This is a genomic window from Chryseobacterium sp. D764 (genome assembly GCF_019317325.1).
In the GTDB taxonomy this organism is placed as follows: domain Bacteria; phylum Bacteroidota; class Bacteroidia; order Flavobacteriales; family Weeksellaceae; genus Chryseobacterium.
On sequence record NZ_CP079219.1, the window covers coordinates 3,435,633 to 3,462,548 of the forward strand.

The 26,916-nt window shown below is 35.3% G+C and carries 25 protein-coding genes; 12 read left to right on the forward strand and 13 right to left on the reverse strand.

The annotated features are described in order from the left end of the window. Positions 1-25: 25 nt before the first annotated feature. Entirely contained in the window at positions 26-151 is a 126-nt protein-coding gene (locus tag KYG33_RS15635; protein WP_077413382.1) for a GNAT family acetyltransferase, read from the reverse strand. A gap of 151 nt (positions 152-302) precedes the next feature. Between KYG33_RS15635 and KYG33_RS15640 the strand changes: the two genes are divergently transcribed. Further along, on the forward strand, positions 303-1,127 hold the full coding sequence (locus tag KYG33_RS15640) for a T9SS type A sorting domain-containing protein (protein WP_180564936.1): 825 nt from the start codon (positions 303-305) through the stop codon (positions 1,125-1,127). 88 nt (positions 1,128-1,215) lie between these two features. On the opposite strand, the gene hemE is transcribed toward KYG33_RS15640, so the two are convergent. From hemE to hemA, 4 genes are read right to left on the reverse strand one after another with little or no spacing between them, the layout of a single operon-like run. Further along, positions 1,216-2,247, reverse strand: a complete 1,032-nt coding sequence (gene hemE, locus KYG33_RS15645; protein ID WP_219072040.1) for a uroporphyrinogen decarboxylase — start codon at positions 2,245-2,247, stop codon at positions 1,216-1,218. Between the two features lie 48 nt (positions 2,248-2,295). Continuing rightward, positions 2,296-2,979 (reverse strand): uroporphyrinogen-III synthase, encoded by a 684-nt coding sequence (locus KYG33_RS15650; RefSeq protein ID WP_077413385.1) that lies wholly within the window; start codon positions 2,977-2,979, stop codon positions 2,296-2,298. A 57-nt stretch (positions 2,980-3,036) separates the two neighbouring features. Beyond that, positions 3,037-3,945: a hydroxymethylbilane synthase gene (gene hemC, locus KYG33_RS15655; protein WP_219072041.1), complete on the reverse strand. Its 909-nt coding sequence runs from the start codon at positions 3,943-3,945 to the stop codon at positions 3,037-3,039. After that, positions 3,932-5,206: a glutamyl-tRNA reductase gene (hemA, locus tag KYG33_RS15660; RefSeq protein WP_047376233.1), complete on the reverse strand. Its 1,275-nt coding sequence runs from the start codon at positions 5,204-5,206 to the stop codon at positions 3,932-3,934. The genes hemC and hemA overlap by 14 nt, the downstream gene beginning before the upstream one ends. A gap of 454 nt (positions 5,207-5,660) precedes the next feature. Here hemA and KYG33_RS15665 point away from each other — a divergent pair, with 454 nt between their 5' ends. From KYG33_RS15665 to KYG33_RS15690, 6 genes are all read left to right on the forward strand, one after another. Then, positions 5,661-6,686, forward strand: a complete 1,026-nt coding sequence (locus KYG33_RS15665; protein ID WP_045491741.1) for a rod shape-determining protein — start codon at positions 5,661-5,663, stop codon at positions 6,684-6,686. Between the two features lie 28 nt (positions 6,687-6,714). Then, entirely contained in the window at positions 6,715-7,569 is an 855-nt protein-coding gene (gene mreC, locus KYG33_RS15670) for a rod shape-determining protein MreC (RefSeq protein WP_077413387.1), read from the forward strand. Then, positions 7,562-8,068 (forward strand): hypothetical protein, encoded by a 507-nt coding sequence (locus KYG33_RS15675; protein WP_002982456.1) that lies wholly within the window; start codon positions 7,562-7,564, stop codon positions 8,066-8,068. The genes mreC and KYG33_RS15675 overlap by 8 nt, the downstream gene beginning before the upstream one ends. Beyond that, positions 8,065-10,110, forward strand: coding sequence for a penicillin-binding transpeptidase domain-containing protein (locus KYG33_RS15680; protein ID WP_077413388.1), 2,046 nt, complete (start codon positions 8,065-8,067; stop codon positions 10,108-10,110). The genes KYG33_RS15675 and KYG33_RS15680 overlap by 4 nt, the downstream gene beginning before the upstream one ends. After that, entirely contained in the window at positions 10,107-11,336 is a 1,230-nt protein-coding gene (rodA, locus tag KYG33_RS15685) for a rod shape-determining protein RodA (protein WP_077413389.1), read from the forward strand. The genes KYG33_RS15680 and rodA overlap by 4 nt, the downstream gene beginning before the upstream one ends. A 104-nt stretch (positions 11,337-11,440) precedes the next feature. Beyond that, positions 11,441-12,016, forward strand: coding sequence for a pentapeptide repeat-containing protein (locus tag KYG33_RS15690; RefSeq protein ID WP_219072042.1), 576 nt, complete (start codon positions 11,441-11,443; stop codon positions 12,014-12,016). A gap of 197 nt (positions 12,017-12,213) precedes the next feature. Here the strand turns inward: KYG33_RS15690 and KYG33_RS15695 are convergent, their stop codons facing one another. Next, a complete protein-coding gene (locus KYG33_RS15695) occupies positions 12,214-12,924 on the reverse strand; it encodes a C40 family peptidase (protein ID WP_077413391.1) in 711 nt (236 codons plus the stop codon). Positions 12,925-13,264: 340 nt separating this feature from the next. Next, positions 13,265-15,460, reverse strand: coding sequence for a glutamine synthetase III (locus KYG33_RS15700; protein ID WP_180564939.1), 2,196 nt, complete (start codon positions 15,458-15,460; stop codon positions 13,265-13,267). 483 nt (positions 15,461-15,943) lie between these two features. Here KYG33_RS15700 and KYG33_RS15705 point away from each other — a divergent pair, with 483 nt between their 5' ends. Continuing rightward, positions 15,944-17,635, forward strand: a complete 1,692-nt coding sequence (locus tag KYG33_RS15705; RefSeq protein WP_077413393.1) for a DUF6909 family protein — start codon at positions 15,944-15,946, stop codon at positions 17,633-17,635. Between the two features lie 89 nt (positions 17,636-17,724). Here the strand turns inward: KYG33_RS15705 and KYG33_RS15710 are convergent, their stop codons facing one another. Continuing rightward, a complete protein-coding gene (locus KYG33_RS15710) occupies positions 17,725-18,369 on the reverse strand; it encodes a GldM family protein (protein ID WP_175627172.1) in 645 nt (214 codons plus the stop codon). A 199-nt stretch (positions 18,370-18,568) separates the two neighbouring features. On the opposite strand from KYG33_RS15710, the gene KYG33_RS15715 reads away from it, so the two are divergent. The 4 genes from KYG33_RS15715 (at position 18,569) to KYG33_RS15730 (ending at position 22,655) form a co-directional block, all read left to right on the forward strand. Beyond that, positions 18,569-19,036, forward strand: coding sequence for a DUF1572 domain-containing protein (locus KYG33_RS15715; protein WP_077413395.1), 468 nt, complete (start codon positions 18,569-18,571; stop codon positions 19,034-19,036). A gap of 209 nt (positions 19,037-19,245) precedes the next feature. Further along, positions 19,246-21,084 carry a M1 family metallopeptidase gene (locus tag KYG33_RS15720; RefSeq protein WP_077413396.1) on the forward strand — a complete coding sequence of 613 codons (1,839 nt, stop codon included), beginning with the start codon at positions 19,246-19,248 and terminating at the stop codon, positions 21,082-21,084. 220 nt (positions 21,085-21,304) lie between these two features. Beyond that, a complete protein-coding gene (locus KYG33_RS15725; RefSeq protein WP_077413397.1) occupies positions 21,305-22,063 on the forward strand; it encodes a type III pantothenate kinase in 759 nt (252 codons plus the stop codon). Between the two features lie 64 nt (positions 22,064-22,127). Beyond that, positions 22,128-22,655 carry a GNAT family N-acetyltransferase gene (locus KYG33_RS15730; RefSeq protein ID WP_077413673.1) on the forward strand — a complete coding sequence of 176 codons (528 nt, stop codon included), beginning with the start codon at positions 22,128-22,130 and terminating at the stop codon, positions 22,653-22,655. A 156-nt stretch (positions 22,656-22,811) separates the two neighbouring features. Here KYG33_RS15730 and KYG33_RS15735 read toward each other — a convergent pair whose 3' ends face one another. From KYG33_RS15735 to KYG33_RS15755, 5 genes are all read right to left on the reverse strand, one after another. Continuing rightward, positions 22,812-23,243: a nucleoside deaminase gene (locus KYG33_RS15735; RefSeq protein ID WP_047376259.1), complete on the reverse strand. Its 432-nt coding sequence runs from the start codon at positions 23,241-23,243 to the stop codon at positions 22,812-22,814. Beyond that, entirely contained in the window at positions 23,244-23,858 is a 615-nt protein-coding gene (locus tag KYG33_RS15740) for a hypothetical protein (RefSeq protein ID WP_228408593.1), read from the reverse strand. A gap of 53 nt (positions 23,859-23,911) precedes the next feature. Beyond that, positions 23,912-24,832 (reverse strand): helix-turn-helix transcriptional regulator, encoded by a 921-nt coding sequence (locus KYG33_RS15745; RefSeq protein WP_077413398.1) that lies wholly within the window; start codon positions 24,830-24,832, stop codon positions 23,912-23,914. Positions 24,833-25,050: 218 nt separating this feature from the next. Then, positions 25,051-25,677: a hypothetical protein gene (locus KYG33_RS15750; RefSeq protein ID WP_219072043.1), complete on the reverse strand. Its 627-nt coding sequence runs from the start codon at positions 25,675-25,677 to the stop codon at positions 25,051-25,053. Continuing rightward, positions 25,619-26,881 carry a hypothetical protein gene (locus KYG33_RS15755; protein ID WP_180564944.1) on the reverse strand — a complete coding sequence of 421 codons (1,263 nt, stop codon included), beginning with the start codon at positions 26,879-26,881 and terminating at the stop codon, positions 25,619-25,621. Before KYG33_RS15755 ends, KYG33_RS15750 begins: the two co-directional genes overlap by 59 nt. Positions 26,882-26,916: the final 35 nt, after the last annotated feature.

Consider the following 26,916-nt stretch of genomic DNA (forward strand, 5'->3'; position numbering starts at 1 on the left):
AGCAGCTGTTGAGCTGCTTTTTTTATTAGTCCATCGGAACACAGTAGCACCTGCCATCAATAATGACCTGATAATATCCAATGGCGCATTCAAGGCAGATTTCTCCTCCTGCCATAATGCTTTTCAATTTTTCTTTGTTTAGTTTTTTCATATGATGTGATTTAAAGGTTAAATATAAAGGTATAAATAATAGATAAATATTCTGATTCTTTTTAAAATTTATGTAATGTATTGATTTTATATATAATTGAATTTTGTAAAATATAATTCGTTAATTTTATATAAACATCAAATATTTTATTATGAAAAAATTATTTATTCTATTTTTATCCATTTGTGGAATATGTAATGCTCAAGTCTATTCTGAAGACTTCAACGGTAATGCTTTGCCGGCCGGATGGACAGTAGAAAATCCGGATACGGCTTTTAATTGGAATGTAGGGGTACAAAATGGCTTCGCAGGCTTTCCCGATGGAGCAGCTTTTTTTGATGATGATGATGCAGGGCCAACCGGAATTAATACGAATGCCAGACTGATTTCTCCTGTAATTAACCTTACCGGAGTTGTAAACCCACAGCTGTCGTTTAATTATGCTAATAAAATTTATGATCTTGACTCAACGTTGAAAGTGGAAGCTTTCAATGGGGCATCCTGGGTCCAGGTTTTTACCTCTTCGGGTGATGCAGGTGTTTGGGATATTGATTTTAATACCTTATCCTATATACTGACGTCTTATGCTTCGGCGGCAAATATCGATTTAACACCCTATGTGAATGCGGCTTTTAAGTTAAGGTTTGTTTATGATGACGTCGGAGACTATTCTTTTGGTGTGGTGGTGGATAATTTAACTATAACAAACGGGACCGTTTTGGCAGCTTCGGAGGTTTCTCACTCAGATAATATAGAAATATATCCAAATCCGGTAGGGGATAATATTCATATTAAACTTGATTCCCGAAATAAAGTAGAAAAAGTTAGTGTTGTGGATATGTCTGGGAAACTTATAAAAACATTTGATAAAGAATCCGACACCTATGATCTATCAGATCTGCCTAAAGGTACTTATATTATCATGATTACAAATAATAATAACGAAGTTCTGAAGAAGAAGATTGTCAAAAAATAGCCTTAGAATCAAATAATAAACTTAATCATACAAAAAAAACCTTATAGAATATCCTATAAGGTTTTGTGTATTTTTAAAAGAAATAATCTTATAAATTCGGTTTCCAGTCAACGACTGCTCTGATGAATGCTTCAGCATTTTCAACAGGAACATTCGGTAGAATACCATGGCCTAAGTTGGCGATGTATCTGTCTTTTCCGAAACGGTTGATCATTTCATTCACCATTTTCTTGATCGTCTCAGGAGTGGAGTGAAGTCTTGCAGGATCAAAGTTACCCTGTAAAGTCATCGTGTGATTTGTCAGTGTTCTTGCAAATTCCGGTTTAATAGTCCAGTCTACACCAAGAGCAGAAGCTTTAGACATGGTCATCTCTTCCAATGCGAACCAACATCCTTTTCCAAATACAACCACATGGGTAAGCGGGCTTAATGCTTCAACAATCTGATTGATATACTGCCAGGAGAATTCCTGATAATCTGTAGGAGAAAGCATTCCTCCCCATGAATCAAAAACCTGTACCGCAGAAACTCCTTTTTCTACTTTTCTCTTTAAATAAGCAATCGTTGTATCTGTAATTTTTTGCAGTAATAAATGGGCAGCTTCAGGCTGTTGGAAGCAGAAAGATTTTGCAATATCAAATGCTTTACTTCCTTTTCCTTCTACACAATAACAAAGGATTGTCCATGGAGAACCTGCAAAACCGATCAATGGGATCTCATTGTCCAGTTTCTGTAAAGTAAGTTCAATAGCATCAAAAACGTATCCTAAAGTATAATTCACGTCCGGAGTTTCAATATTCTGAACCTGTTCCATTGTTCTGATTGGAGTATCCAGCCAAGGACCAACAGATTCTTTCATTTTGAAATCAATTCCCATTGCCTGTGGCACTACCAGGATATCAGAAAACAGAATCGCTGCATCCAAAGGAAATCTACGGATAGGCTGTAATGTAATCTCAGCCGCAAGTTCAGGGGTCTGACATCTTGTAAAGAAATCATACTGATCTCTCAAAGCAATGAATTCCGGCAGATATCTTCCAGCCTGCCTCATCATCCAGACAGGAGGTCTTTCAACGGTTTCTCCGCGAAGTGCTTTTAAATATAGGTCGTTTTTTATCATAATTTATTTTAAACTAATATTACCGGCAATATTTCGGTAACAAATATTCTAAATTCTACTTCTGATTTCTCTTCTTATCAGTTCAAAGATGGAAGTCAGGGTATTTTCTTCAGAAGTAAAAATTTCTTCCTGTGTATAATTTTTCAACTCACCGGAAGTGGTTTCACCAATCGAAAAAAGCTTCATGCCTTCCAGAGAATTTCGCCTTGCAAAACTACGAACTCCGCTCGGACTAAAAAATACTGCAGCATGATATTTTTCATTTATTAAAGGATGAGTTTCCTCAGTATTGTATATCGTAACTTTTTTGTACTTAATGTTTTGTAAAGGAAGTTCTTTGTCCAGTACATTTATGGCAAGATTGCCACAGAAATGAAGAAACTGCTCATGCTGGCATTTTCCGATAATAAATTTGGAAAGAGTATCGGCATTTTTCAAAACCTTAAATGTTCCGAAGCCGTGTTTCCTTAATTCCCTCTTCGTTTTTTCGCCAACACAATAGATCTTGTTGTAGTTTTTGGCTGTAAAATCCTCATTAGGCTTAAATCTGTTTTTAAAAAATGAAATGACTCCATTAACACTTGTAAAAATCAATGAGTAACTTTTCAGATCAAAAGGACTGATCATAATCGGTTTGGTCTTAATTACCTCAACACAGTCAGCCAAAATATCCTCTCCTAATTCTTTGGATATAATCGTCTGGTCTATATTTTTGGTAAATAAGATTTTCATGTCTGTAAAATTAAGAAGATGAAAAAGATGAGCTAAAAGGATTTATAATCTGAAATATCAGATCTGGCTTTTGATTTCTGCCATTAATTCTTTTCCTCCGTTTTCAAGAACAACTTTTGCAAACTTTTCTCCAAAATTTTCTGTTGGAGTATATATAAAGTTTTCATCCACAGCAATGCAGTTTTTCCCATCCAAAGAGCAAAGAGCGGCCTTGAATCGGATCTGATCCCCGATGATTTCAGCAAAAGCTCCGATAGGGGCAGTACAGCCGCCTTCCAAAGTGCTTAAGAAGTTTCTTTCAATCTCTACGCAGATTTGGGTAGGGTTGTGGTTGATCTGACGTACAATCTCATTGATCTCATGCTTTTCGGTATGTCCTGCAACGGAAATTACACCTTGTGATGGAGCAGGAATCATTAATGGAAGCATTTCGTAATCAATTTCCATTTTCATTCTTTTGATTCCGGCTAAAGATAGAATAGTCGCATCAAAGTTCCCGCCTTCCAGCTTTTGAAGTCTGGTTTGAATATTTCCGCGGATATCCGAAAAATCAGTAGTTGGATAATTTCTAAGCCAGAAGGCTCTTCTTCTCAAACTGCTGGTTGCCAGTTTAAGCTCATGGAATTCTTTATTCCTTGCAGATTCTTTTCTGATCAGAATGTCCTGAGGAAAATCTCTTTCCAGGTAAGCAATCATCTCAATATTTTGAGGCAATTGGGTAGGAACGTCTTTTAATGAATGTACGGCAATATCAATTTCGTCATTCAATAAGGCAATATCAAGGTCTCTTGTGAAAACCCCGGTGATTCCTAAAGAATATAAAGGTTGATTGAGATTCTTATCGCCAGAAGAAACGATAGGAACAATCTCCGTTAAATAATTATTGTTCTGAAGGTGCCTTGCAACCTCTCTAGCCTGCCAAAGTGCAAGTGCGGAATTTCTCGTTCCGATTCTAATGCTTTTCATTGAATTCGTTGTTTGGTTGTTCAACTAATATTTCGTGCATTAATTTACTAATTTCTTCGGCTTTTAAAGGGTTGTCGATGATATATTTTGCAAAACGGTTGGTGATTTTCTGGATCATTTTGTCAGAAAGTTCCATGTCCGTGATGTTTATGTATTTATTTTTTTTATAAAAATTATGCATTTCATTGCGTTCCATGTTCTTTAAAACGGCTTTGAAATGGTGGATATTCGGTGCCAGTTTTCTCTTTTTCTCCCATTCAATAAAGTCTTTCATCAGTTCCTTGATGATTTTTTCAGCTTTCGGGATTTCTCTTTCACGCTGTTGAATCGTTTCCTGGATCTGTTTTGAAAGCTCATCCACGTCAATCAATGTTACATTCTCATTTTCGGTAACATTCTTTTCAACGTTATGTGGGATAGAAAGATCAATGACCAGTGTTTCTTTTCCGTTCGGGAAATGGGACTGGTTGACAATAGGATGTTTGGCTCCTGTTGCCACAATAAGAATATCGGTGTTTTTTAATTCCTTGTCAAAATCAGAATAATCAACATGAGGAATATTATATTTCTGGGAAATCTTTTCAGCTTTCTCCTGAGTTCTGTTGGCAATTTTAATTTTCGGCTGAAAGACATGCTTTACCAGATTTTCAACAGTGTTCTGTCCAATCTCACCTACTCCCAATAGAAGGATGTTTTTTTCTGCAATCCTTTTCTGGCTGTTTAAAATATAATGAACCGCCGCATAAGAAACAGAAGCTGCACCATTGGAAATACCGGTTTCATTTTTTATTCTTTTCGAAATCTGAATAGCTGCATTGATGGCTCTTTCAAGATAAGGATTAGAATTTTGCCTCTCTTTTTTGAAACGGCTGTATGCTTTTTTGATTTGCCCGATAATTTCAAAATCTCCGATAATCTGACTTTCAAGACCGGCAGCAACTCTGAAAAGATGGATCAGAGCTTCTTCCTTGGTGAGAATATTGGCAAACTGAAGGAAATCCGTAAGATGTACTCCAATGGTTTTACAATACTCTTCAGCAACTAAAAGATAATTGGGAGACGTGGTATAAATTTCGGTCCTGTTACAGGTGGAAACTACAAATGCATCCCCAAGATCTTCCTGGTGGACCCTGGAAACAAAGTTTTTGATGTTTTCATCAAAGAATGCAAACTTTCCTCTCGTTTCTACGTCGGCTTTCTCGTAGCTTATAGAAAGCACGGCAAAATTTGACGTTCGATGAATGTTGGAATACTGTAACATAAGCAGTCGCAAATTTACGCTTTTTTTAATTAATCACTCTCAGATAGTGTATATGATAATTATCGTAAAAAACTATAAGATGGTAAAGATAAAAGAGGAGAATGGCAAAAAGAGAATTTGCTTCTGTTAGGGTGATTTTCTTTAAGTTTTATTATTGGTTATTTTCATTTGTTAATTTTTTTAAGAGACATATGGGATTTTAAATGTAATGCAGTGGTGCTTAGAAGTCCGTTTGCTTGTTGTGAGCCTGCCTTTTTACCCTTCGTTGATTTCGCTTTTTCACCCTTTTATTAACCCATTAATTTTAGTTTAACTCAAAGTCTGTAAACATCTAAACTGAAAGTTAATAAAGAATTGTAAATTTTAATAAAACTTTAACCAAATTAAGTTGGTGGGAAATTTCTTTAGTAGTCTTAAATTTATATCTTTGTAAACTTAAAATCAGAAGAAAAATATGAGTTTATTTGATATGTTTACGCAAGAAATTGCGATAGACCTGGGAACGGCTAATACCCTAATTATCCATAATAATAAAATTGTTATAGATCAACCGTCAATTGTTGCAATTGAACGTTCTACGGGTAAACCCATTGCTGTAGGGGAACAGGCTAAGCATATGCAAGGTAAAACTCACGAGGACATCAAGACAATCCGTCCTTTGAAGGATGGAGTTATCGCTGATTTTCACGCTTCTGAACACATGATCAAGGAATTTATCAAAAAAATTCCTGGAATCAAAGGTAAATTCATACAACCTGCATTACGAATTGTAATCTGTATCCCTTCTGGTATCACTGAAGTTGAAAAAAGAGCAGTAAGAGATTCTGCTCAGAAAGTAAACGCAAAAGAAGTAAGGCTGATCTATGAACCAATGGCAGCTGCAATTGGGGTGGGAATAGACGTGCAGAAACCTGAAGGAAACATGATCATCGATATAGGTGGAGGTACAACAGAAATTGCTGTAGTAGCTCTAGGAGGTATTGTATGTGATAAATCTGTGAAAATTGCAGGAGATGTATTTACCAATGATATTGCTTATTATCTGAGAACTCACCATAACCTTTATATCGGAGAAAGAACCGCTGAAAGAATTAAAATTGAAGTAGGTTCTGCAGTAGAAGATCTTGATGTAGACATCGAGGATATCCCGGTACAAGGAAGAGACCTTATTACAGGTAAACCTAAAGAAATTATGGTTGGATATAAAGAGATTGCACGTGCATTAGACAAATCGATTATCAGAATCGAAGATGCGGTAATGGAAACTCTTTCTCTTACACCACCGGAACTGGCAGCTGATATTTATAAAACAGGTATTTATCTTGCTGGCGGAGGAGCGTTATTAAGAGGTCTTGCGGACAGAATCCACAAAAAGACAGGTCTTCCTGTATTTGTTGCGGAAGATCCGTTGAGAGCTGTAGTTCGCGGAACAGGTATTGCCCTTAAGAATATGGATAAGTTCAATTTCTTAATTAAATAATTTTAACTTTTTACGACTTTATATCTGAATGGGATTTTTGCTGAGATTATTTTCGAAGAATACTCTTTTCGTCTTCTTTATATTTCTGCAAATTATTGCTCTGGTTTTGATATTCTCCAGAAATGCCATGCAGAAATCCTGGCTAGCGGGGCAGACTGCTGCATTCAATTCCTGGGTTTCCGGATATATTGATGAAGGAGTTTCTTATCTGAAACTGAAACAGATCAACGAAGATCTTGTGGTTCAGAATAAAGCCCTTATGACTGAACTCTACGGAAAAGACGGATCGAAAAATCCTGTTTTCAAAAGAGTTCACGATACCATTGGTGGTGGGCAGATCTATACTTTTGTTGATGGGGAAATTGTTTTCAACAGTATCAACAGAAGGAATAACTATTTTACAATCAACCGTGGCCGTAGAGATGGAGTCTTTCCTCAGATGGGAGTAATGGCGCCAAGAGGTATTGCGGGAATTGTAATTAATTCTACAGACAGCTATGCATTAGTTCAGTCGGTCTTAAGTGTCAACAAGATCAGAATTAATGCAGCACTCAAAAATTCAGGATATTTCGGTACTTTAACATGGAATGGTGATAATTCCAGAGTGATGCATCTTGCGGATATTCCAAAATATGTTGCATTAAAAGTAGGAGATACTGTTGTTACAGACGGTAAATCTGCAATCTTCCCTAAGGGAGTAACAATTGGTACTATTGCAGGATATTCTGTAGATAATAAAACCGGCTTCTGGGATATCTCCGTTGAGCTGAGTGAAAAAATGGGAGCGTTGAACAAAGTATATGTAGTGAAGAATCTTAAGAAAGCAGAAGTGCAGAAGATTCAGGACACTATGCAGGCTGTAATAAAAAAAGAAAATGATTAGCAGGACTTTATTTACTGATATATTGATCATGATTTTTCTTGTGGCATTACAGATATTTGTATTGAACAGGATTACGCTTTTCGGGAAGTATACTCCGGTATTATATCCCGTATTTGTCATGTTTTATCCTTTTTTCAGGAATAAATTTCAGTTTCTGGCACTGAGCTTTTTAATAGGACTGTCTATTGACGGCTTTCTTTATTCGTGGGGAATCAATGCATTTGCAACAACGCTGATTGCTTATTTCAGAACGTTGATCTTCAGGACTTCTACTGATACATCTACGGATTTTTTCTCTTTTCAGTCCCTTCAGTGGGCACAGTTTTTACTGTTTTTATTTTCCAGTATTTTCCTGCATCAGCTTTTGGTACAGTATATAGAATTCTTTAAGTTTAGCAGATTTTTCGAAATATTATTTAATGTGTTGGTAACTAGTGTAATTTCATTTATATTTATAGTCATCTACGCATTAATATTTAAAATCAAACAAAAAGTTTGAACACACGTTATTTTAAAATTTTTTCCATCCTCGTTGTTATCGCCCTTATTTTTGTGGCGAGGCTTGCCTATTTACAGTTATTTACGGACCGTTATGCATTGAATGCAGCGAATACCTCCATCAAAACCGAATATGTTATTCCACAGCGTGGAGTCATTTTTGACAGGAATGGTAAAATCATGGTGGGAAACCAGCCCGCTTATGAAGTTTCTTTTACACAGGCTTTAATGCGTCCGGATTTTGATACTCTCGGATTCTGTAATCTTATGAAGATCTCCAAGGGGGATTTTATCAAAAGAATTGATGTAATTAAAAAGGAAAAATATTATTCCAAACTGACTCCGATGACTTTTCTGAAGGATCTGAGCAGAGAGGATATAGCAAGAGTACAGGAAATTATTTTTAAATATCCCGCCTTCACTATTGTACAAAGACCTCAGCGTCAATATGAAGTTTCCACTTCTGGTAACCTTCTGGGATATACCAGTGAAGTAAATGAACGTGAAATAAAAAAAGACTCTGCATACTATTTACCGGGAGATTTTATCGGGAAAACAGGAGTTGAAAAATCCTACGAAAAAGAACTTCGTGGAGTAAAAGGAGTGAAATATATCCAAAAAGATATCAGGCTCCGAAATATTGGGTCTTATAAAAACGGATCTTTGGACAAGGATGTAATTACAGGTAAAGATATTACGTTAACTATTGATTATGATCTTCAGAGAACCGCTGAAGAAATGCTTGTAAACAAACACGGTGCAATTGTAGCTATAGATCCTAATAATGGAGAAGTACTGGTAGCTGCTACCGGACCGGATATTGATCCTAATCTTTTCACAGGACCTTACAAATCTAAAAATTTATATGCTCTGTCAAAAGATACGCTTTACGAAAATAAGCCGACTTTTGACCGTTCTTTACAGGCAGGTTATCCTCCGGGATCAACGTTCAAATTGTTGACTGCTCTGGCTGCCATGCAGATGGGAGTAATGGATGAAAAGACTATTTTCCCTTGTGGTGGTGGTTTTTTCTATAAAGGAAAAAGAATTAAAGGCCATGGTGGAGCAGATCCGCTTATTCCTTCAATTCAGGTTTCCAGTAACTGTTTTTTTACCTATGCATTTATTGCAATCATCAAAAAATATCCGGGAAATCCTTCAAAAGGGGTTGATGAATGGAAAAAAATCATGAGCAGCTTTGGAGTAGGAGAATTTTTGAATAATGATTTTGCTGTGGGTGCAAAAGGAAGAATACCTTCAGGAGACTTTTATGAGAAAAGGTTTAAAGCCATCATGAAAGCAAGTGGTTCCAAGAGAACTGATTTTAAAAACTGGGACGAGATGTCAACCGGTGCAATCTATAATGGGATGGGGCAGGGTGATGTTTTGGTAACTCCTATTCAGTTAGCAAACTATGTAGCTGCTATTGCCAATAAGGGATGGTATTACACGCCTCATATTGTAAAAGGAATTGACGGAAAGTCAAATCCTGATCCAAGATTTAAGGTTAAGCATCAGACTTTAGTTGATCCAAAACATTTTGAACCTGTTTTAAAAGGTATGGAAGCTGTGGTTTTGAGAGGAACAGCAAGAGGGTTGAAATCCAATGACTTTACACAATTAGCCAAAACAGGTACAGCACAGGTTCCTCAGGGAAAGGATAATTCAATCTTTGTACTGATTGCTCCTGCTGATAAACCAAAAATTGTGGTGGTTGCAGTAATGGAGCATGCCGGATTCGGTGCTACATGGGCAGGACCGGCCTGTACGGTAATTGCTGAAAAATATATCACGGGTGATTTGAAAAGAGAAAATCTTTATAAAAAAATGATCACCTCGAGTTTCATGCCGGAATATAAGAGGCAGTGGATTGCAGATTTGAAACGTAAAGGCTTATACGTTGATCCTAAACCGGATTCAATCAAACAAAAAAAAATAAAAGACAGTCTGGAGCTGGTAAAACAACAAAAAGCCAAGCTGCAAAAGAAAATAGAAGAGGAAACTAAAAAAAATAACACTGCTAAAAAAACTGTCAAGCAATGAAATGGACTGAAGGAATAGATAAATTAGGTCTTGGGCTGTATTTCCTGCTTTGTGTTTTTGCCATTGCAAATATTTACAGTGTTGACCAGAAACTTGGGGAAAAGCAATTGGTCTTTTTCTGTATTTCGTTATTTGTAGGACTTATGATATTTTTCAGCAGAAGTAAGTTCTTTGAAAATATGGCAGGGATTATTTACATTGGCGGAGTCTTATTGCTTATCGGACTTTTTCCCTTTGGAAAAGAAATTCTGGGACAGAAGAACTGGTATAAATTCGGAAGTTTTACCATGCAGCCTGTAGAATTTGCGAAGATAGGGACGGCGCTCATGCTTGCCAACTATGTTTCCGGACCTGATTTTAATCTTAAAAACCGGAAGTCTTTATTGACTACCTTAGCTATTATTGGCGTTCCGGCGGTTGTTGTTCTTGCTATTCCGGATGTAGGCTCCATGCTTGTATTTATTGCATTTTTCATTGCCTTATACAGAGAAGGGCTGAGTGGTCTTTTGTTTGGAATAGGATTCCTTTTTGCCGGAGTTTTTCTGATTTCATTGGCTGTTCCTCCTATTTATGTTGCCATAGCTGTTCTGGTGATTGCCGGTATTCTGATAGCGATGAATTATCATAGAATGTCCTGGGATGTAATTTCTATTTCGGGAATTTCAGGATCTATTCTTTTACTGTGCGGACTGGCTTTCGCGTCTCCTTATATTTTAGAAAAACTTCCTAAACACCAGAGAGAAAGAATTGATGTTCTTTATAAAGGTGAAAAGGCATTCAGAGATACTTCAGGATACAATTTATTATATTCCAAAACGGCTATCGGATCCGGTGGGCTTTGGGGGAAAGGATACCGTGAAGGATCAGTTACCCAGGGGAAATTTGTACCCGAGCAGGAAACGGATTATATCTTTTGTACAGTAGGAGAAGAATGGGGCTTTTTAGGAAGTGCGATTCTTATCTTATGCTACATGATCTATATTGGAAGGATATATTATCTTGCAGAAAGGCAGAAATCTACTTTTAACCGTGTCTTCGGATATTGTTTTGCCTCTATTCTTCTGATGCACTTTTCAATCAATTTAGGAATGGTTATGGGGCTTTTCCCTACGGTTGGGATTCCACTTCCGTATTTCAGTTATGGAGGAAGTTCTCTATTAGCATTCTCTATGATGACTTTTATTTTCTTTAAACTTAATTATTCGGATAAAAACAGCTTGGTGTAACGGTCTTTAAGATCAAAAAGCCAACGGCTAAAAGCTGAAATTTTTATTCTTATTTAAAATCTGCCCTGAGGTGGAGTATATTGTCATTGATAAATCATACAAATATGAAAGAAGCTTATTTTCTGGATCAGGATTTCGAAAACACAGACTTTTCTCAATTAGAAAAAGGCGAGTACGAAAACTGTACTTTCCGAAACTGTAATCTTGAGTATGCAAACCTTTCCGGATTCAGCTTTACAGATTGTGAATTTATGGAGTGTAACCTCAGCATGGCAAAGATTGTGAGGACAGCTTTTCATGATGTGATTTTCAAAGAATGTAAAATGTTTGGACTCCAGTTTAATGATTGTAATGCATTCGGATTATCTTTTACATTTGATGGATGTGCTTTAAATAATTCTGTTTTCTATCAGACATCCATTAAGAAAACGGTTTTCAAAAATTCCAGGTTAATTGAAGTAGACTTCACAGAATGTGATGCTTCAAATGCTGTCTTTAGTAATTGCGATCTGTCGGGCGCTGTTTTCGAGACAGCAAATCTTGAAAAAGCAGATTTCAGGACATCGGTCAACTATTCAATAGATCCGGCTTTAAACAGGCTTAAAAAGGCCAAATTCTCGCTTTCTGAAATATATGGACTCTTGTATAAGCTGGATATTGAAATTGATAAGAACAACTGACTTCTGAATCGTTAGCTTAGCGCTTCAATTCATAGATGCAAAATGTAATATTGAATTAATAGGAGTGGGTTTTAGCCCGCTTTTTTCTTTAGGAATATTCCTCCTTGGTTTTAGCTGAAACTTAGTCAAAATTCAAGCATATAAAAAAGCCATCAGAATTCTGATGGCTTCATTATTTAAATCAATTATTTATAAAATTAAAAATTTGCTGGTGTAGCGGGAGTAATTGCTGCTAAGTTATTGTAAGCTTCTCCTTCTTCGTTGATCACTCTTTTGGCGAATCTGAACTTAGGTCCCCAATAAGAATCATTCAGTGAAGAAATCATTACTCCTTTTGATGTTGCTGCGTGGATAAACTTAATCTCTCCCTCTTCAGTAACACTTTCTACAATACCTACGTGAGAAATTCTTCTTCCGTGAGAAAAGAAAATCAAATCTCCTTTCTGTAGTTCTCCTTTTTCAATTCTTTCTCCTTCCTGAGCCTGAGATGCTGCTACTCTAGGTAAGCTAAGACCTGCTGCTGCTCCGAATACAGAAAGAACAAAAGCTGAACAATCTATACCGTTTCTTGTAGTCCCTCCATATCTGTAAGGAGTTCCAAGGTATGTTTCAGCTTCTTCAAGGATACCGTCAATGGTTTTATTATGTTTGATTGCTTTTGCAATCTCAGAATTCTTAACTGCTTTTTTAGCACTAGCGATAGATGCAGCCTTTTCAGCCAGGAAAGAGTCGATAAGTTTCTGCTTATCCTGCTCCATTCTTTTGTTATCTATAGAAGCTAGTTTGGCATCTGTTTTGTATTCTTTTGTGTAAGTTGCTGGTTTTGAAACCACATAATTTGTAGCACACGATTGCAATGAAACTGTAGTAACTAAAGCAACTAAATAAAACAAAACTCTTTTCTTCATATATATTTGATTATCCGTGTTAAAAAGGAATATTTATTTTCAAAAGCAATACAAAAGTAGAGATTCCGAATAAAAGACCCCTGATATGATAATTGTCAGGATCTTATTTTAACACATTTTAACATATGATTTGCATATGTTAAAGAAAAATAAACCGCAACAGCCTATTTTTGGCAAGTGTGCGGTTTTTTTTATTAAGATTCTTTAACAAACGATATCGAATTTCTTCTATATATCAGGTTTTATAATGTAAAGCTTTCATTTTCATGACTGTTAATAAAACAAAAAAAATTCCCCGGAAAACCGAGGAATTTAAACTAATATGGAACTTTACAGGACGTTATTTTGTAAACAACATTTCTCTGTATTTTGTCATCGGCCAAAGCTCATCGTCTACCATCATTTCAAGATCATCAGAAGCTTCTCTGATGACATCAAATAAAGGAATTACTTTGGTGCAGTAAGATTCTGCCTGCTTTTGGCTATTTGCTACAGCTTTCGCTGCTTCTCTCGCTTTAATAAGATCTTCAACACCAAGTTTAATCTTGGAAACGTTTTCAGAGATATTCGTAATTAAACTCATTTGCTCTTTTGCCAATGTTTTGAATTCTTTATCTTCAAAAATATCTTTTAGACCTTTTACGTTTTCAATTAATCTGTTCTGATATTTTAAAGCAGAAGGGATGATGTGATTTCTTGCGATATCACTTAAAACTCTTGCTTCAATATCAATTACAGTAGAATATTTCTCTAATTTGATTTCGTTTCTTGCTTCAACCTCTCTGTGAGTAAATACTCCAATCTCTTCGTAAAGGGCAACGAACTTTTTATCCATTTCCTGTTTAAGTGCTTCAGGAGTGGTTTTTAAGTTGTTTAAACCTCTTTTCTTAGCTTCTTTTGCCCAGTCATCAGAATATCCGTCACCTTCAAACATAATGCTCTTACACTGTTTGATGTACTCTCTCAATACATTGAAGATTGCTTCGTCTTTTTTAAGACCAGTTTCAATAAGAGTATCCACTTCTTTTTTGAAGTCTAATAATTGTTTTGCAGCAATCGTGTTCATTACTGTCATAGACTCTGCACAGTTAGCAGAAGATCCTACTGCTCTGATTTCAAATTTATTTCCGGTAAATGCAAACGGAGAAGTCCTGTTTCTGTCTGTATTATCTAACAGGATTTCAGGAATTTTTCCAACTACATTTAATTTAAGATCTGTTTTTTCGTCCGGAGAAAGTTTTCCTTCTGTTACTTTTTCCAGTTCTTCCAGTACTCTGAACAGCTGGCTTCCGATGAATACGGAAATAATTGCTGGCGGAGCTTCGTTGGCACCTAGTCTGTGGTCATTGCTGGCAGATGCAATACTTGCTCTTAAAAGGTCCGCGTATTCATAAACTGCTTTGATTGTGTTGACGAAGAATGTTAGGAACTGTAAGTTTTTCTTTGGGTTTTTCCCAGGGCTTAATAAGTTTTCTCCAGTGTCAGTTGCTAAAGACCAGTTGTTGTGTTTACCACTTCCGTTTACGCCTGCAAATGGCTTTTCATGGAATAAAATATGGAAATGATGCTTGTGAGCAATTCTTGCCATGATGTCCATCAATAGGGAGTTGTGATCTACAGCAACGTTTACTTCTTCAAACATTGGAGCCAGCTCAAATTGGTTGGGAGCTACCTCGTTGTGTCTTGTCGTTACAGGGATACCCAATTTCATACACTCTATTTCCAACTCTTTCATGAAATTCATTACTCTTGTAGGGATAGAACCGAAATAGTGGTCGTCTAGCTGTTGTCCTTTTGCCGGAGAATGTCCAAGCAATGTTTTACCTGTTAATACAAGGTCCGGACGGGATTGATATAATGCTGAATCTACAAGGAAATATTCCTGTTCCCAGCCTAAAGTAGGAGTTACCTTTGTTACGTTTTTGTCAAAATACTGCATTACGTTAGTGGCAGCTTCGTCTACAGCATTTAAAGCTCTTAAAAGAGGAGCTTTGTAATCTAACGTTTCTCCTGTATAAGAAATAAAGATAGATGGGATACATAATGTAGTTCCCATGATGAAAGCAGGAGATGTAGGATCCCAAGCGGTATATCCTCTTGCTTCAAAAGTATTTCTGATACCTCCGTTAGGGAATGATGAAGCATCTGGTTCCTGTTGGATCAATAGGTTTCCACTGAATCTTTCAATAGCTCTTCCTCCTTCAATAGGGGTAAAGAAAGAGTCATGTTTTTCTGCCGTCGTTCCTGTTAAGGGCTGAAACCAGTGGGTATAGTGCGTTACACCTTTGCTCATCGCCCAGTCTTTCATTGCTACAGCTACCTGATCAGCGATATGTCTCTGGATTTTAGTTCCTTTTTTTACCGCATCCATAATAGAATTGAATGCTTCTTTTGTTAAATATTCTCTCATGGTCTCTTCTGAGAAAACATTTGTACAGAATAATTCTGACAATTTTGCAGGAACCTCAACAGAGTTATCTTTTCTGAAGTCCTTAAATGGTAGGGTTTCTAGTGCTTTGAATCTTAAGGTTGACATGTTTGAGTGATTTTTTACAGGGCAAATTTACAAAAAAAATGAATCGAAATCATTTTAACCCTAAAATTTTTAGGGGTGTTTTGAAATTTTATATAATTTAAACGCTTGTTTGGGCGTTTTTGGCAGGGTGTTTTCCTGGTTTGTTGGTAAAAGTTAACATTCGCAGGCTTGAAAAATTAAAGATATTAACTTTAACTGCACAAAAAAGAAGATACAATCCAAAGAGAATCATGGAATTGTATAGCATTAAAATTACAATTATTTTAAACTAACTCTTGATTTTTTTTCTGAAAATAAATAAAAAATCGGATGTTCAATAGAAAATGAGCACAGAAGAGGATTAAAATAATACTATAATAAGTATCTGACAAAATAATAGGGCGAGTTAAAAAAACCGCTTATCTATAGGTTTTAAACAACTTATTAAAAGATAGTTAAAATAAGTTGAGTGGAGATTTTGTATATTTGTGTGAAATTTATTTTATGACAAATTCTAGAGCAAGAGAAACAACGGAGGCTATTGAAAGACTATACATTTCTATGAGACACTTATTTTATAGAGGGTTTTTCAAGCCAGGAGGAGTTTCGGGAGAAAGCATCAGAAGCTTGCTGAAGACAATCAACCCAGAGATTTATGGTACCATGAATATTCCAAGCAAATTGGAACTTGACGGGTTGATGTATGTTTTAGACAGACTTCCGGAAGGGATTGAAGAATGTGCCTTTATTCATCTTACATCAGATGAAGGGTTTGATAAAGGAAGTTTCGAACCTATTGTTCCAAAGAAAAGAAGAAGAAACTGTTATAGAATAGACGAACACCAGATGAATATTGAAGTTCTTTTGGGCCGTTCCGAAATTTATGACATTCTTACCCACCTGACATTCCTGTTTATAGAAGCTGATAAAATCCGTAACCTGGCATTCATTCAGGATGAAAACTGGAAGCCGACCCGTGCCTTTAAGATTATCGAAGAGGTGGTGAAAGGAGAAAAGAAATTCAGTAGAAAAGAAAAAGAGGTGGCACTTATTCATCTTTCTTCTTTAATAGGACGATCTTTTGATGAAACGTTAAATGCTTACAATACTTTCGGTGATGATCATAATCCTGACCGTTTATTCAAAATCATCTACAACTTAGGAAAAGTAAGTCTTGAAGATGCCAAAAGCAGCAGAGAAAGAGAAATTCATTTCAGTGCTATATTAAAGGAAAGAGTAGGGCACCACTATTTTGGTGAGAAATGGGCGAATAAAGTGAAAGAGGTTTTGTTTGAGAATGATCTTCATATGAGACCTTTGCATATTATTTCTGCCAATATGCATTCCGTGAAAAATATGCTGTATGCCAATAATGTCCTTAAAAAGAAGCAGCATCATGAGATCGACTATAAACTATACGAAGACATCTCCAACAAAAAAGAACTTCGTGATAAAGTATCAAAGTATGCTTTGGAGGAAGGGATGATCCATATTGCTGATAAGAGTGGAAGTAATATAGATGTTCAGATTATAGATCTGAGCAAGACAGATCTGAAGAATACGCCATTTGCAGACAGTAAGTTTACAGGAGATGATGTGATTATGGTCTTCGATTATGCTTTCGGAGAGCAGGCTTTTGAGGTAATGGATGAACTTTTAAGACCTTTTGAGCATAAAGGGGAAATCTATATGATGAAAGTGAAATCTGTTTCTATTATGGGTAAAGCAGGAATTCTTACAGGAGAAAAAGGAGATATTATGATTCCTACTTCTCATATCTTTGAAGGAACTGCAGACAACTATCCATTTGAGAATGCATTGAAGCTGGAAGATTTCAAAGATGATGAATTAAAAGCTTTTGAAGGTCCGATGATTACTGTTTTAGGAACTTCACTGCAAAACAGAGATATCTTATCCTACTTTATGAATACTTCATGGAAAGCGATTGGGCTTGAAATGGAAGGAGCACATTATCAGAAAGCAATTCAGGTAGCTTCAAAGATCAGACATCATATTTCACCGGATCTGTTTGTAATGTATGCTTATTACGCTTCTGATAATCCATTGGAAACAGGAAGTACATTATCTTCAGGAGGACTAGGACTTACAGGAGTAAAACCAACCTATCTGATCACTTTAAGAATTCTTGAAAAGATTCTAAGAAGTGGAAAGAAAGAAGTTTCTGCTAAGAAATAATTGTAATTTAAAATTATAATATCAACCTCAGATGTATTTTGCATTTGAGGTTTTTTGTATTTGTAGATCCTTGACAAGGATCTAGTCTTTCATTTAATATATACTGTTAATTCTGTTATTCTTTTTAAATCAACATTTTGTAATTCCGGACCAGAACTGAGTTCATCAATAACGATATGATCACCGGATTTCAGATTAAAAATCTTTTCTTTAGCAGATTTGTTAAATTTGTCACTATTATTAACCATTGGTTCTTCCTCATTAATTTGGTAGCGAAATTTCGTGACCTTTCCCAACTTAATAACTAATTGGGGAATGAAATATTCTATTTTAGAATTAGCAAGTTCTTCTTTTGATAAAGTAATTTTTTCAATTTTGTTGTTAATACTTGCGAAAGGATTGTTAATGTTTAATATTCGATATTCTCTTTTATCTGTGATTGCTTTACCTTTAACAAAACCGGTTATTGTAATTTCCATTGAAGAACCTAAACCTGGAGTAATGAAATATTTATTTTCACTCTCTTTATAAACCCCCGGTCCGCTTACTTTTATACTATCAGACTTGGGCATATAGATTGTCAGATGATTTTTAATACCTCTGTATAGGATATTAAGTTTTTCATTTTCTATGATAGATTTAATATTTGAATCTTTTGAAGATAAAATATGTTTTTTGGGTGTACAATAAATGCAAACACATAAAATAAGAGTACAGTAAATAAATTTTTTCAAAAGAATGATAAATTAATTTGCTAAAATATATAAATTTCTATAATAGGAGTTTTTTTATGAAACAATATTTCATCTTATTATCACTATTCATGGTCCTTAACAAAACTTATTTAAAAATTACTCATCATCATGTGTGAAATCTTTATTAGTTGTAAAATCCACTAGAGTAAAAATAATTATCTTTAGGAAAATTAAGAATATGAGCCCAACATTACAACTCGCTAAAAGATTCAGAGAAGTTATGCTGGATGGTCTCTGGATCGCCAATACTAATTTTAAAGACCAGCTTTCAGACGTTACCTGGGAACAGGCGGTGAAGAAGATTGATTCTTTAAATACCATTGCTATGCTCACTTTTCACATTGATTATTATATTGCAGGCATCGTCAATGTTTTTGAAGGAGGTGATCTCGAGATCAAAGATAAATTCAGTTTTGATCTTCCTCCCATAGAGTCTCAGGAACAATGGGAAGGATTGTTAAATAAACTTTGGATAGATTCTGAAAAGTTTGCAGCATTACTCGAACAGATGCCTGAATCTAAGCTTGATGAGGTATTTGTTGATGAAAAGTACGGGACTTACCGAAGAAATATTGACGGAATGATTGAACATAGCTATTATCATCTGGGACAGATTACTTTAATTAAAAAACTTTTGAAAAACTAATAAGAGATTCACGGAGATACTTCCAAAGCAGTGCACCTTGTCAAGATTTTAAACCTTGACAAGGTGCACTGCAAATAAAGCTCAAAAAAAATTTAACAATTCAGAGTGAAATCCATCTAAAACCATAACAAACAGAATAAAATCTCAAAATAACTCCTATTTGAGATTCTTATTAAATTACATACCTTTAAAAAAAAATAAAATTTTAAATGAGAAAATCGGCTGCAATCATTTTTGCGTTTATCATTTCACAATTTCAGGCTCAGCAAGGAGCTTATTATCAGCAGGCTGCGAAGTACAAGATGGATATTGATGTTAATGCTGAAAAATTTACCTATCAGGGAAAACAGACTTTAGAATACACCAACAACTCACCGGATGAGCTGAATGTAGTGTATTTCCATCTATATTGGAATGCCTTCAAACCTAATTCCATGATGGATCAGAGAGTGGCTTCCCAAGGCAAAAATGGTGACGGAAGGTTGCAGAAAGATGGTATTTCCAGGCTGGCTTCCATTCCAAAAGATCAGGAAGGTGCTCAGAATATCCACTGGATTAAACAAAATGGGAAAGATCTGAAATTTGAAGTTCAGGAAACCATTATGAAAGTATATCTGGCAGAACCTATCAAACCGAATTCTACAACTACTTTTACGATGGATTGGGATTCTGTGATTCCTCAGCAGATCAGAAGAAGCGGAAGAAACAACAGGGAAGGAGTAGATATGACCATGACACAATGGTATCCGAAAATTGCAGAGTACGATTATGACGGCTGGGCAACTTTCGATTATCTGGGAAGAGAATTCCATGCCCCATTCTCAGATTTTGATGTTACTATTAAAATCAACAAAGATTATGTTGTAGGAGCAGGAGGAATCCTTGAAAATCCGACAGAAGTAAAAGGCTATGATGCCAATGCTAAAATAAAAACTGAAAAAGACAAGAAAGCAACCTGGAAATGGACAGCGAAAAACATTCTTGATTTTGCCTGGAGTGCAGACAGAGATTATTCTGTAGAAAGCTTCAATGTTCCGGAAGGACCAAAAGTATATCTGGTATATCAGAAAAATGATAAAACAAAAGCATGGGGCGAATCACAGCCTTATATTACCAAATATTTCCAGATCATGAATACTCACTTTGGAAAATATGTATACCCAACATATGCATTTATCCAGGGAGGAGATGGCGGAATGGAATACGGAATGTGTACCATGATTTTAGGGGAAGCCAAAAGCGTTAAAGATCTAATGGGTTTAATGGCTCACGAAGGATCCCATTCGTGGTATCAGCAAATGCTTGCTACAAACGAATCTGTACGTCCGTGGATGGATGAAGGTTTCACGAGCTATGCAGAAGGTTACACGATGTATCAGTTGTTCCCTGAAGACCTTCCGAATCCTTTTGCTAAAACACTTGATGCTTACAGAAACTTTATTAAAAAAGGAATCGAAGAACCTGCGGTTTGGCTGGGAGATCATCATGATAATGGTACAGCTTATACATATGCATCTTATGTAAAAGGTGAGTTATACCTGGTACAGCTCGGATACATTATGGGAGAGCAGAATCTTGCAGAAACCTTAAAGCAATACTATGATCAGTGGAGCATGAAGCATCCTTCAGACAGGGATTTCCTTCACATTGCACAGAAAGTTTCCGGGATGGATCTGAAATGGTTCCATAATTACTGGATCAATACTACAAAGACCATTGATTATGGAATAAAGGATGTAAAATATGATGCAAAATCTACAACCATTACCTTAATCAACAATGGTCAGGTTCCAATGCCAATTGATTTTGGTGTGATGACAACGGACAAAAAAGTTGTTACTTACCAGATTCCGTTGAATATGACTCATACATGGAAACAGAAGGATATTTATGGGGATCTTAAAACAATGCCTTACTGGCCTTGGACTCAGAAAGAATACACCCTTACCATTCCTTATACAAAATCTCAATTATCTGTTCTTGGAATTGATTTAAGCCAGAGAATTGCTGATGTGAATATGGAGAATAATTTTGTAGAAGTAAAATAATTACAAAATAATACTATAAACGGCGCGGAAATAAAATTTCCGCGCCGTTTATTTTAAAGAAAAGATTAGCTGATAAATGTTGATGTGGATATATTTTTAAGATAGACTTAATTTATAAGAGATCCGGGGCTAGTTTTTATAAAAATGATTAAATTTAATCCCTCAAAATCAAGCAGGAATTTCAATTATAAATCATGAATTTCTTCTGAAAAATATATCAATGAATTCAATCGTAATAAACGTAGGAAACAGCAATATCAGATTTGGTCTTTTCAATGGTGATAATTGTGATATTTCGTGGGTAATCAATACAAAACCTTACAGAACAGCAGATGAGCTTTACGCACAGATACTGATGCTTTATCAAACCTATAAAATTGAGCCAACAGAAATCGATAAAGTAATTATCGGGTCAGTAGTACCTCAGCTTACCAAGGTAATGAGCTCCGGGATCAAAAAGATTCACGGAACTACTCCTGTAATTGTTGATAGGTCAACTCCTTCGGGAGTTCAGGCAAAATCTAAGCAGATGGGAACAGATATCTATGCAAATCTTGTGGCAGCACATAATCTGTACCCGAACAGGAAAAAAATTGTCATAGATTTCGGAACGGCTCTTACAGCCAGTTGTGTAACAGAAACAGGGGAGACACTGGGAGTTATTATTGCTCCGGGAATTGTAACCTCCCTAAATTCATTGATCAATCAGACTGCACAGCTTCCGGATATAGAACTGAAAAAGCCAAAATCTGTTTTGGGATTAGATACGGTAACCTGTATGCAAAGCGGAATGGTATATGGTTTCCTTGGAATGGTAGAAGGTTTTGTGAATCGTATCAACGAGGAGGTAAATGACGATTGTTTCGTAGTAGCAACAGGAGGTGTTTCCCATATCTATAAACCGCTGACAGATAAGATTCATGTGATGGACAGGCTTCATACATTGAAAGGTCTTTATTTCCTTGGGAAAGATTTATAAATTAAAAGATTATGGCCGGGTTGAACCCAAGTCTTATCTTACACCTAACTTTAACCTTAATACAATGGAAAAATTTCCTATCATAGAAACCGAAAGACTGATTCTCTCACAGCTGGAAGAAAAGGATGTTCCTTTTATTGTTGAATATCTTCAGCATAGGATTTTTTCTGATCTTACCTCTAATATTCCTTATCCTTATATTGAAAATGATGCCAGATCGTGGCTGAAAATGTCAAAAGAAGCTTTTGATAATCAAACAGGATATACTTTTGCTATCCGGAATAAAGAAGGACATATCATAGGCGCTATTGGGCTGCATGATAGGGATGATGATAAAGCAGAGCTGGGATACTGGATAGGCATGTCTTACTGGAATAAAGGGTTTGTAACAGAAGCAGCAGGAGCAATTGTAGATTTTGGGTTTAATGACCTGGGTTTTCATAAAATATTTGCGACCCATTTTTTTCACAACCCGGCATCCGGAAGAATAATGGAAAAAATAGGAATGGAACAGGAAGCTGTTTTAAAACAGGAAATAAAGAAAGACGGAGCGTATTTTGATATAGTGAGATATTCTATTTTTAAAGACTGATTCCGAGGAATATGAATACATTCCTGATTATATAAAAACAAAAGGCAGAGGAAATTTTAATTTTCTCTGCCTTTTTATACTATTATTATTTTTTGAACTATTGGGCGAGGGCTAAAGTCCGCCAAAACCCGGATCAAATTCCTTCAATAGAAAGGTTTATCTTTTACTTTTAAAAAAATCTTTAACAATAGAAGAGCATTCTGCTTCCATAATTCCTGTAATAATTTCTGTTTTCGGATGCAGAGAAAGATGTTTATTGATAAACCCTCTTTGTTCATCCCTTGCACCAATCACTACTTTTGAGATCTGAGACCAGGAAAGTGCTCCTGAGCACATCACACATGGTTCCATGGTTACATACAATGTACAGTCTTTTAAATACTTTCCTCCAAGGAAATTTGCTGCTGAGGTGATAGCCTGCATTTCTGCATGAGCGGTAACATCATTCAGGGTTTCGGTAAGATTGTGGGCTCTTGCGATAATCCGGTTATTGGAAACTACAACACACCCGATAGGAACCTCATCTTTTTCCAAAGCGGCTTCTGCTTCCTGCAGGGCCATTTTCATATAATATTCGTCAGTAAACATTTAATCGGTTATCGTTAAAGTTAAAGGGAGTTTAAAACGATAAGTGGTAGGATCACCTTTCAGCATTGCCGGAGAAAACTTTTCTGCAAGAGAATATAATGCAATCTCTGCCTGTCTGTTGAAGGTGAAATTATCACCCTGTGCATGAACATTGCTGACAGTACCATCTTTTTCTACAATAAAATCAACATCTGTTTTTATCATTTTTTCTACAGAATACACTCCGTCAACATATAGCAGATTGGCTACTTCCTGTCTCAAAGAATTAAGTCCTCCGGGATAATCTGCAATCTTTTCTGCATCAGAAAATTTTTCAGAGGTGAATGTAGGATTTTTGATGGTTTGGAGGTCTTCCAGATTTCTTACTTTCAATAAAGCTCCGATTAAGGCATTGTTTTCAATGCTGTCCATTTTTTTCATGAAAAAGAGAAAATCTCCTTTTATGGCCACTTTTTTATCCGTATTGGATTCAGCATCAAACTTTTTTTTGAACTCTTTATTCAGCATATTTCTGTGCTGGTTGTAATAGCTCTTTACAAGCCTGAATTCTTCTTTCTGCTGCGCCAGAAAAAAGGTGGAGATAAAGCAGCTGATGCCAATAAATAAAGTTTTCAATAAGGGTATATTTATGTAAATATAACAAAAAATATGAAATATATTTTTTATAATCAGCTTTCAAGATAGCGGTTCAAAGATTCCTGCAAATGATTACGGATATCATCAACTAAACCTTTAGGTTCCAAAACCGTTACTTCTTTTCCATAAGAAAGAATCTCTTGCATAAAGTCATAAGTTGGATGGAGGAAGAACTCAAAATAAATCTCTTCCGGATTTTCTTTAGTCTCTTTCTGAGATTGATGAAGAGGGAAGCTTCTGATATATTCTCCCTGATGGCGGCTGCATTTCAATACAATATTCTGTGGTTTCTGCTCTGTCAGATTCATTACTCCGAATGCATTTTTGAAATGCTCTCTGAAATTATATTTGTACTTCTCTCTAAATTGATTTTTAGCTACGTCAAGATAGTTGATTCTATCAAGCCCGAAAGATTTCAACGCTTTATCTTTTGTGTCGATGGCAATAAGATACCACCGGTCTTTGGATTCTTTTAAGGCTAAAGGATGAACTTTTCTTGAGGTCATCAGTTTGTTTTTGTAATTGTAATGTTCAAAACTTACAACCCTTTTATTTCGGATGGCGAAGAACAGGTCATAAAAATGCTCCACACCAGTGGGTTTGCGGCTTTCAAAAAAGATAAAATCTGAAAAATCGGGATGAAGATTCAAGGCGTTGCTTACCTGGAAAGATTCCAGTAATTTTTGGTTGTATTCATCCACTTCCATGATCGGGCGGCTCTCAATATAGTATCGGTTGTCCCCTTTTTTCTTGTTGTGAATGGAAAGATTAAAAAGATTGGAAATCTCCCGGATATCCCTCTGAAGAGTACGGATAGAGTAGCTCTTGATCTCAGCATCCTGGAATTCAAAAGAGTTTAGAAGATATTCCTCCAGCTGAGAATAGGTAGCTGGAGAACTTTCTAATCTTTTAATAATTAAGGCATATCTTGTCAGATAAAAATCTTTCTTCATTTCTTTTTTTTATGTTGCAGCAGAACTGCGTTTCATGGTAACGTTTTATAAAACAAATATATGCGGTTAATACGACAAAACGTGTCGTGTTTTAATTTTTGTGGAAAGTTTTAAAGAAAACTCCAACTATCAGTTTATAATTATATTCTTTTTTTCTAAAATAAACAACCGTAAAGTGTCTTAACTTTACGGTTGATATTTTTATGGAGTATGATGATTTATTTTATTTCATAAACTATCATCTTTCCGTATTCCTGATCATCTCTATCATTATATGATTCATTGAATATAAATAGCTCAGGTACTTTATCATTATTAATATCCATACTGTTAAAAGTGATCCAATCCGTAGATTCATAATGACGGATAGGTAATTTTATTTCGCTATATCCTTTTTTGGACAAAAAATAATCTTTACCTTTTTTTCTGATTTGATAATCTTTTGTATCCCAGTTGATTGTTTTATTAGAATAATTTTTAAAGTCCAAATTCATTAATTCTGACTGAAACTTATACGTTTTAAACATCTTCGTTGATCCATTTCCTTTAATTAAAGGAAGAATAGCTTTGTTATCCTTTAATAAAACTCCATTACTCCAGGTTTTAAGATTATTATCATCAACATATATACAAAATAAACTGTCATTAACATATACTTTAGCATTATCACCATAAGTCTGTTCAGTGAAAACTTCATTAATTTTCAATTGATTAGGTGTTGCTGAAACTTTTTCTTTCTGGCATGAAGAAAGTACAGAAATGAGAATAATAAATAAGATCCAACTTTTAGATTTCAGTGGGAAATACCTTTTTGATACCACCGTACTCATTAAGCTCGACCTCATAAGTATGAATTTTTTTCTTACCGGGATTATTAGGGTCTGGAAGTTCAACCTTGTGGCAAGGTGTACCATCTGGAAGATAATGTGGGATTGGAATAATTTCATGTGGTGCAGGTAATTTATTAGGATTTAAACTAAAATATTTTTCAATACGATCTGTGTCGTAAATATAAGAAGTATGTTCAAAATCAAATAATCTTTTAACATATATCTTATCTGCTTTTTTTGTTTTCTGAAGCCAATAATATTGTCTTGCTGTGTACCAGGGTCTGGAATATTTACCTTCATTAATGTTCATATCCATTGTATTGCCTTGACCATGCCAATTATTATATCTTGAAATAGGTTTTGCAGTAAAGATTTTTGTCAGCATGAATTCAATACATCCATTGAGATCACTCCCGTTCTGTTTGTCATTATATTTTGATAAATATTCTCCATTGTCAACATAATCTCTTACTTTAAGGTTACTATTCCATCTATTTGGAAAACTTCCTACTTCGTCACCATATTTGTTTATAGATTTTCCTTTTGTTAAATAATAATAATGACACTTATACATATAATTGGTACTTCTTCCAGAATAAGCAGAAGATCTATTCATTATAACTTCAAAATTTTTATTGTTTTGAACCAAATTCAAATAGATGTAAGCTATATCCCAAAGTGCTTTTCTTCCATTACTTGATTCAACCAATACTGCAGACATAAAAATTGCCTTTTGCTCGTCACTTAAATATGTGAAAGGTTTTCTAACGGTTGAAATCAGGGATTGGTTTTCGACTTGTGGATTATCAGAAATATTGACTTCAAAAATATTACTGTATTTTGCTCCTCTTTTAGGACCACTTACTCCGAGATAGCATAGAATGGAATCAATATCTTGGTTTTTAATGGCTTTGTTTTGTGCTAACAGATTAAAAGGAATATTAATGATGAAATTATTAGCTTTTATTTCATAATACTTATCAATTATTACTTTATCATTTCCTACATTCCTTTGATTTGATTTGGCTTCAAATACAACAACTCTAATAAATTCGGTTGATTTGGGATTATAATTAGTAGATATTTCTACTTGAATATAATCATTGAAATTTTTAGGATAATGCAAAATTTGAATTGTTAAATAAGGTGTTTCACCTCCTCCGTTATCTAATCCCAGAGCTTTTATTTTAGAGGTTCCAAGGGCTTTTATTGTGCTCATTTTTTTAATTTTAATGTTATGAGAAATAAAATGGC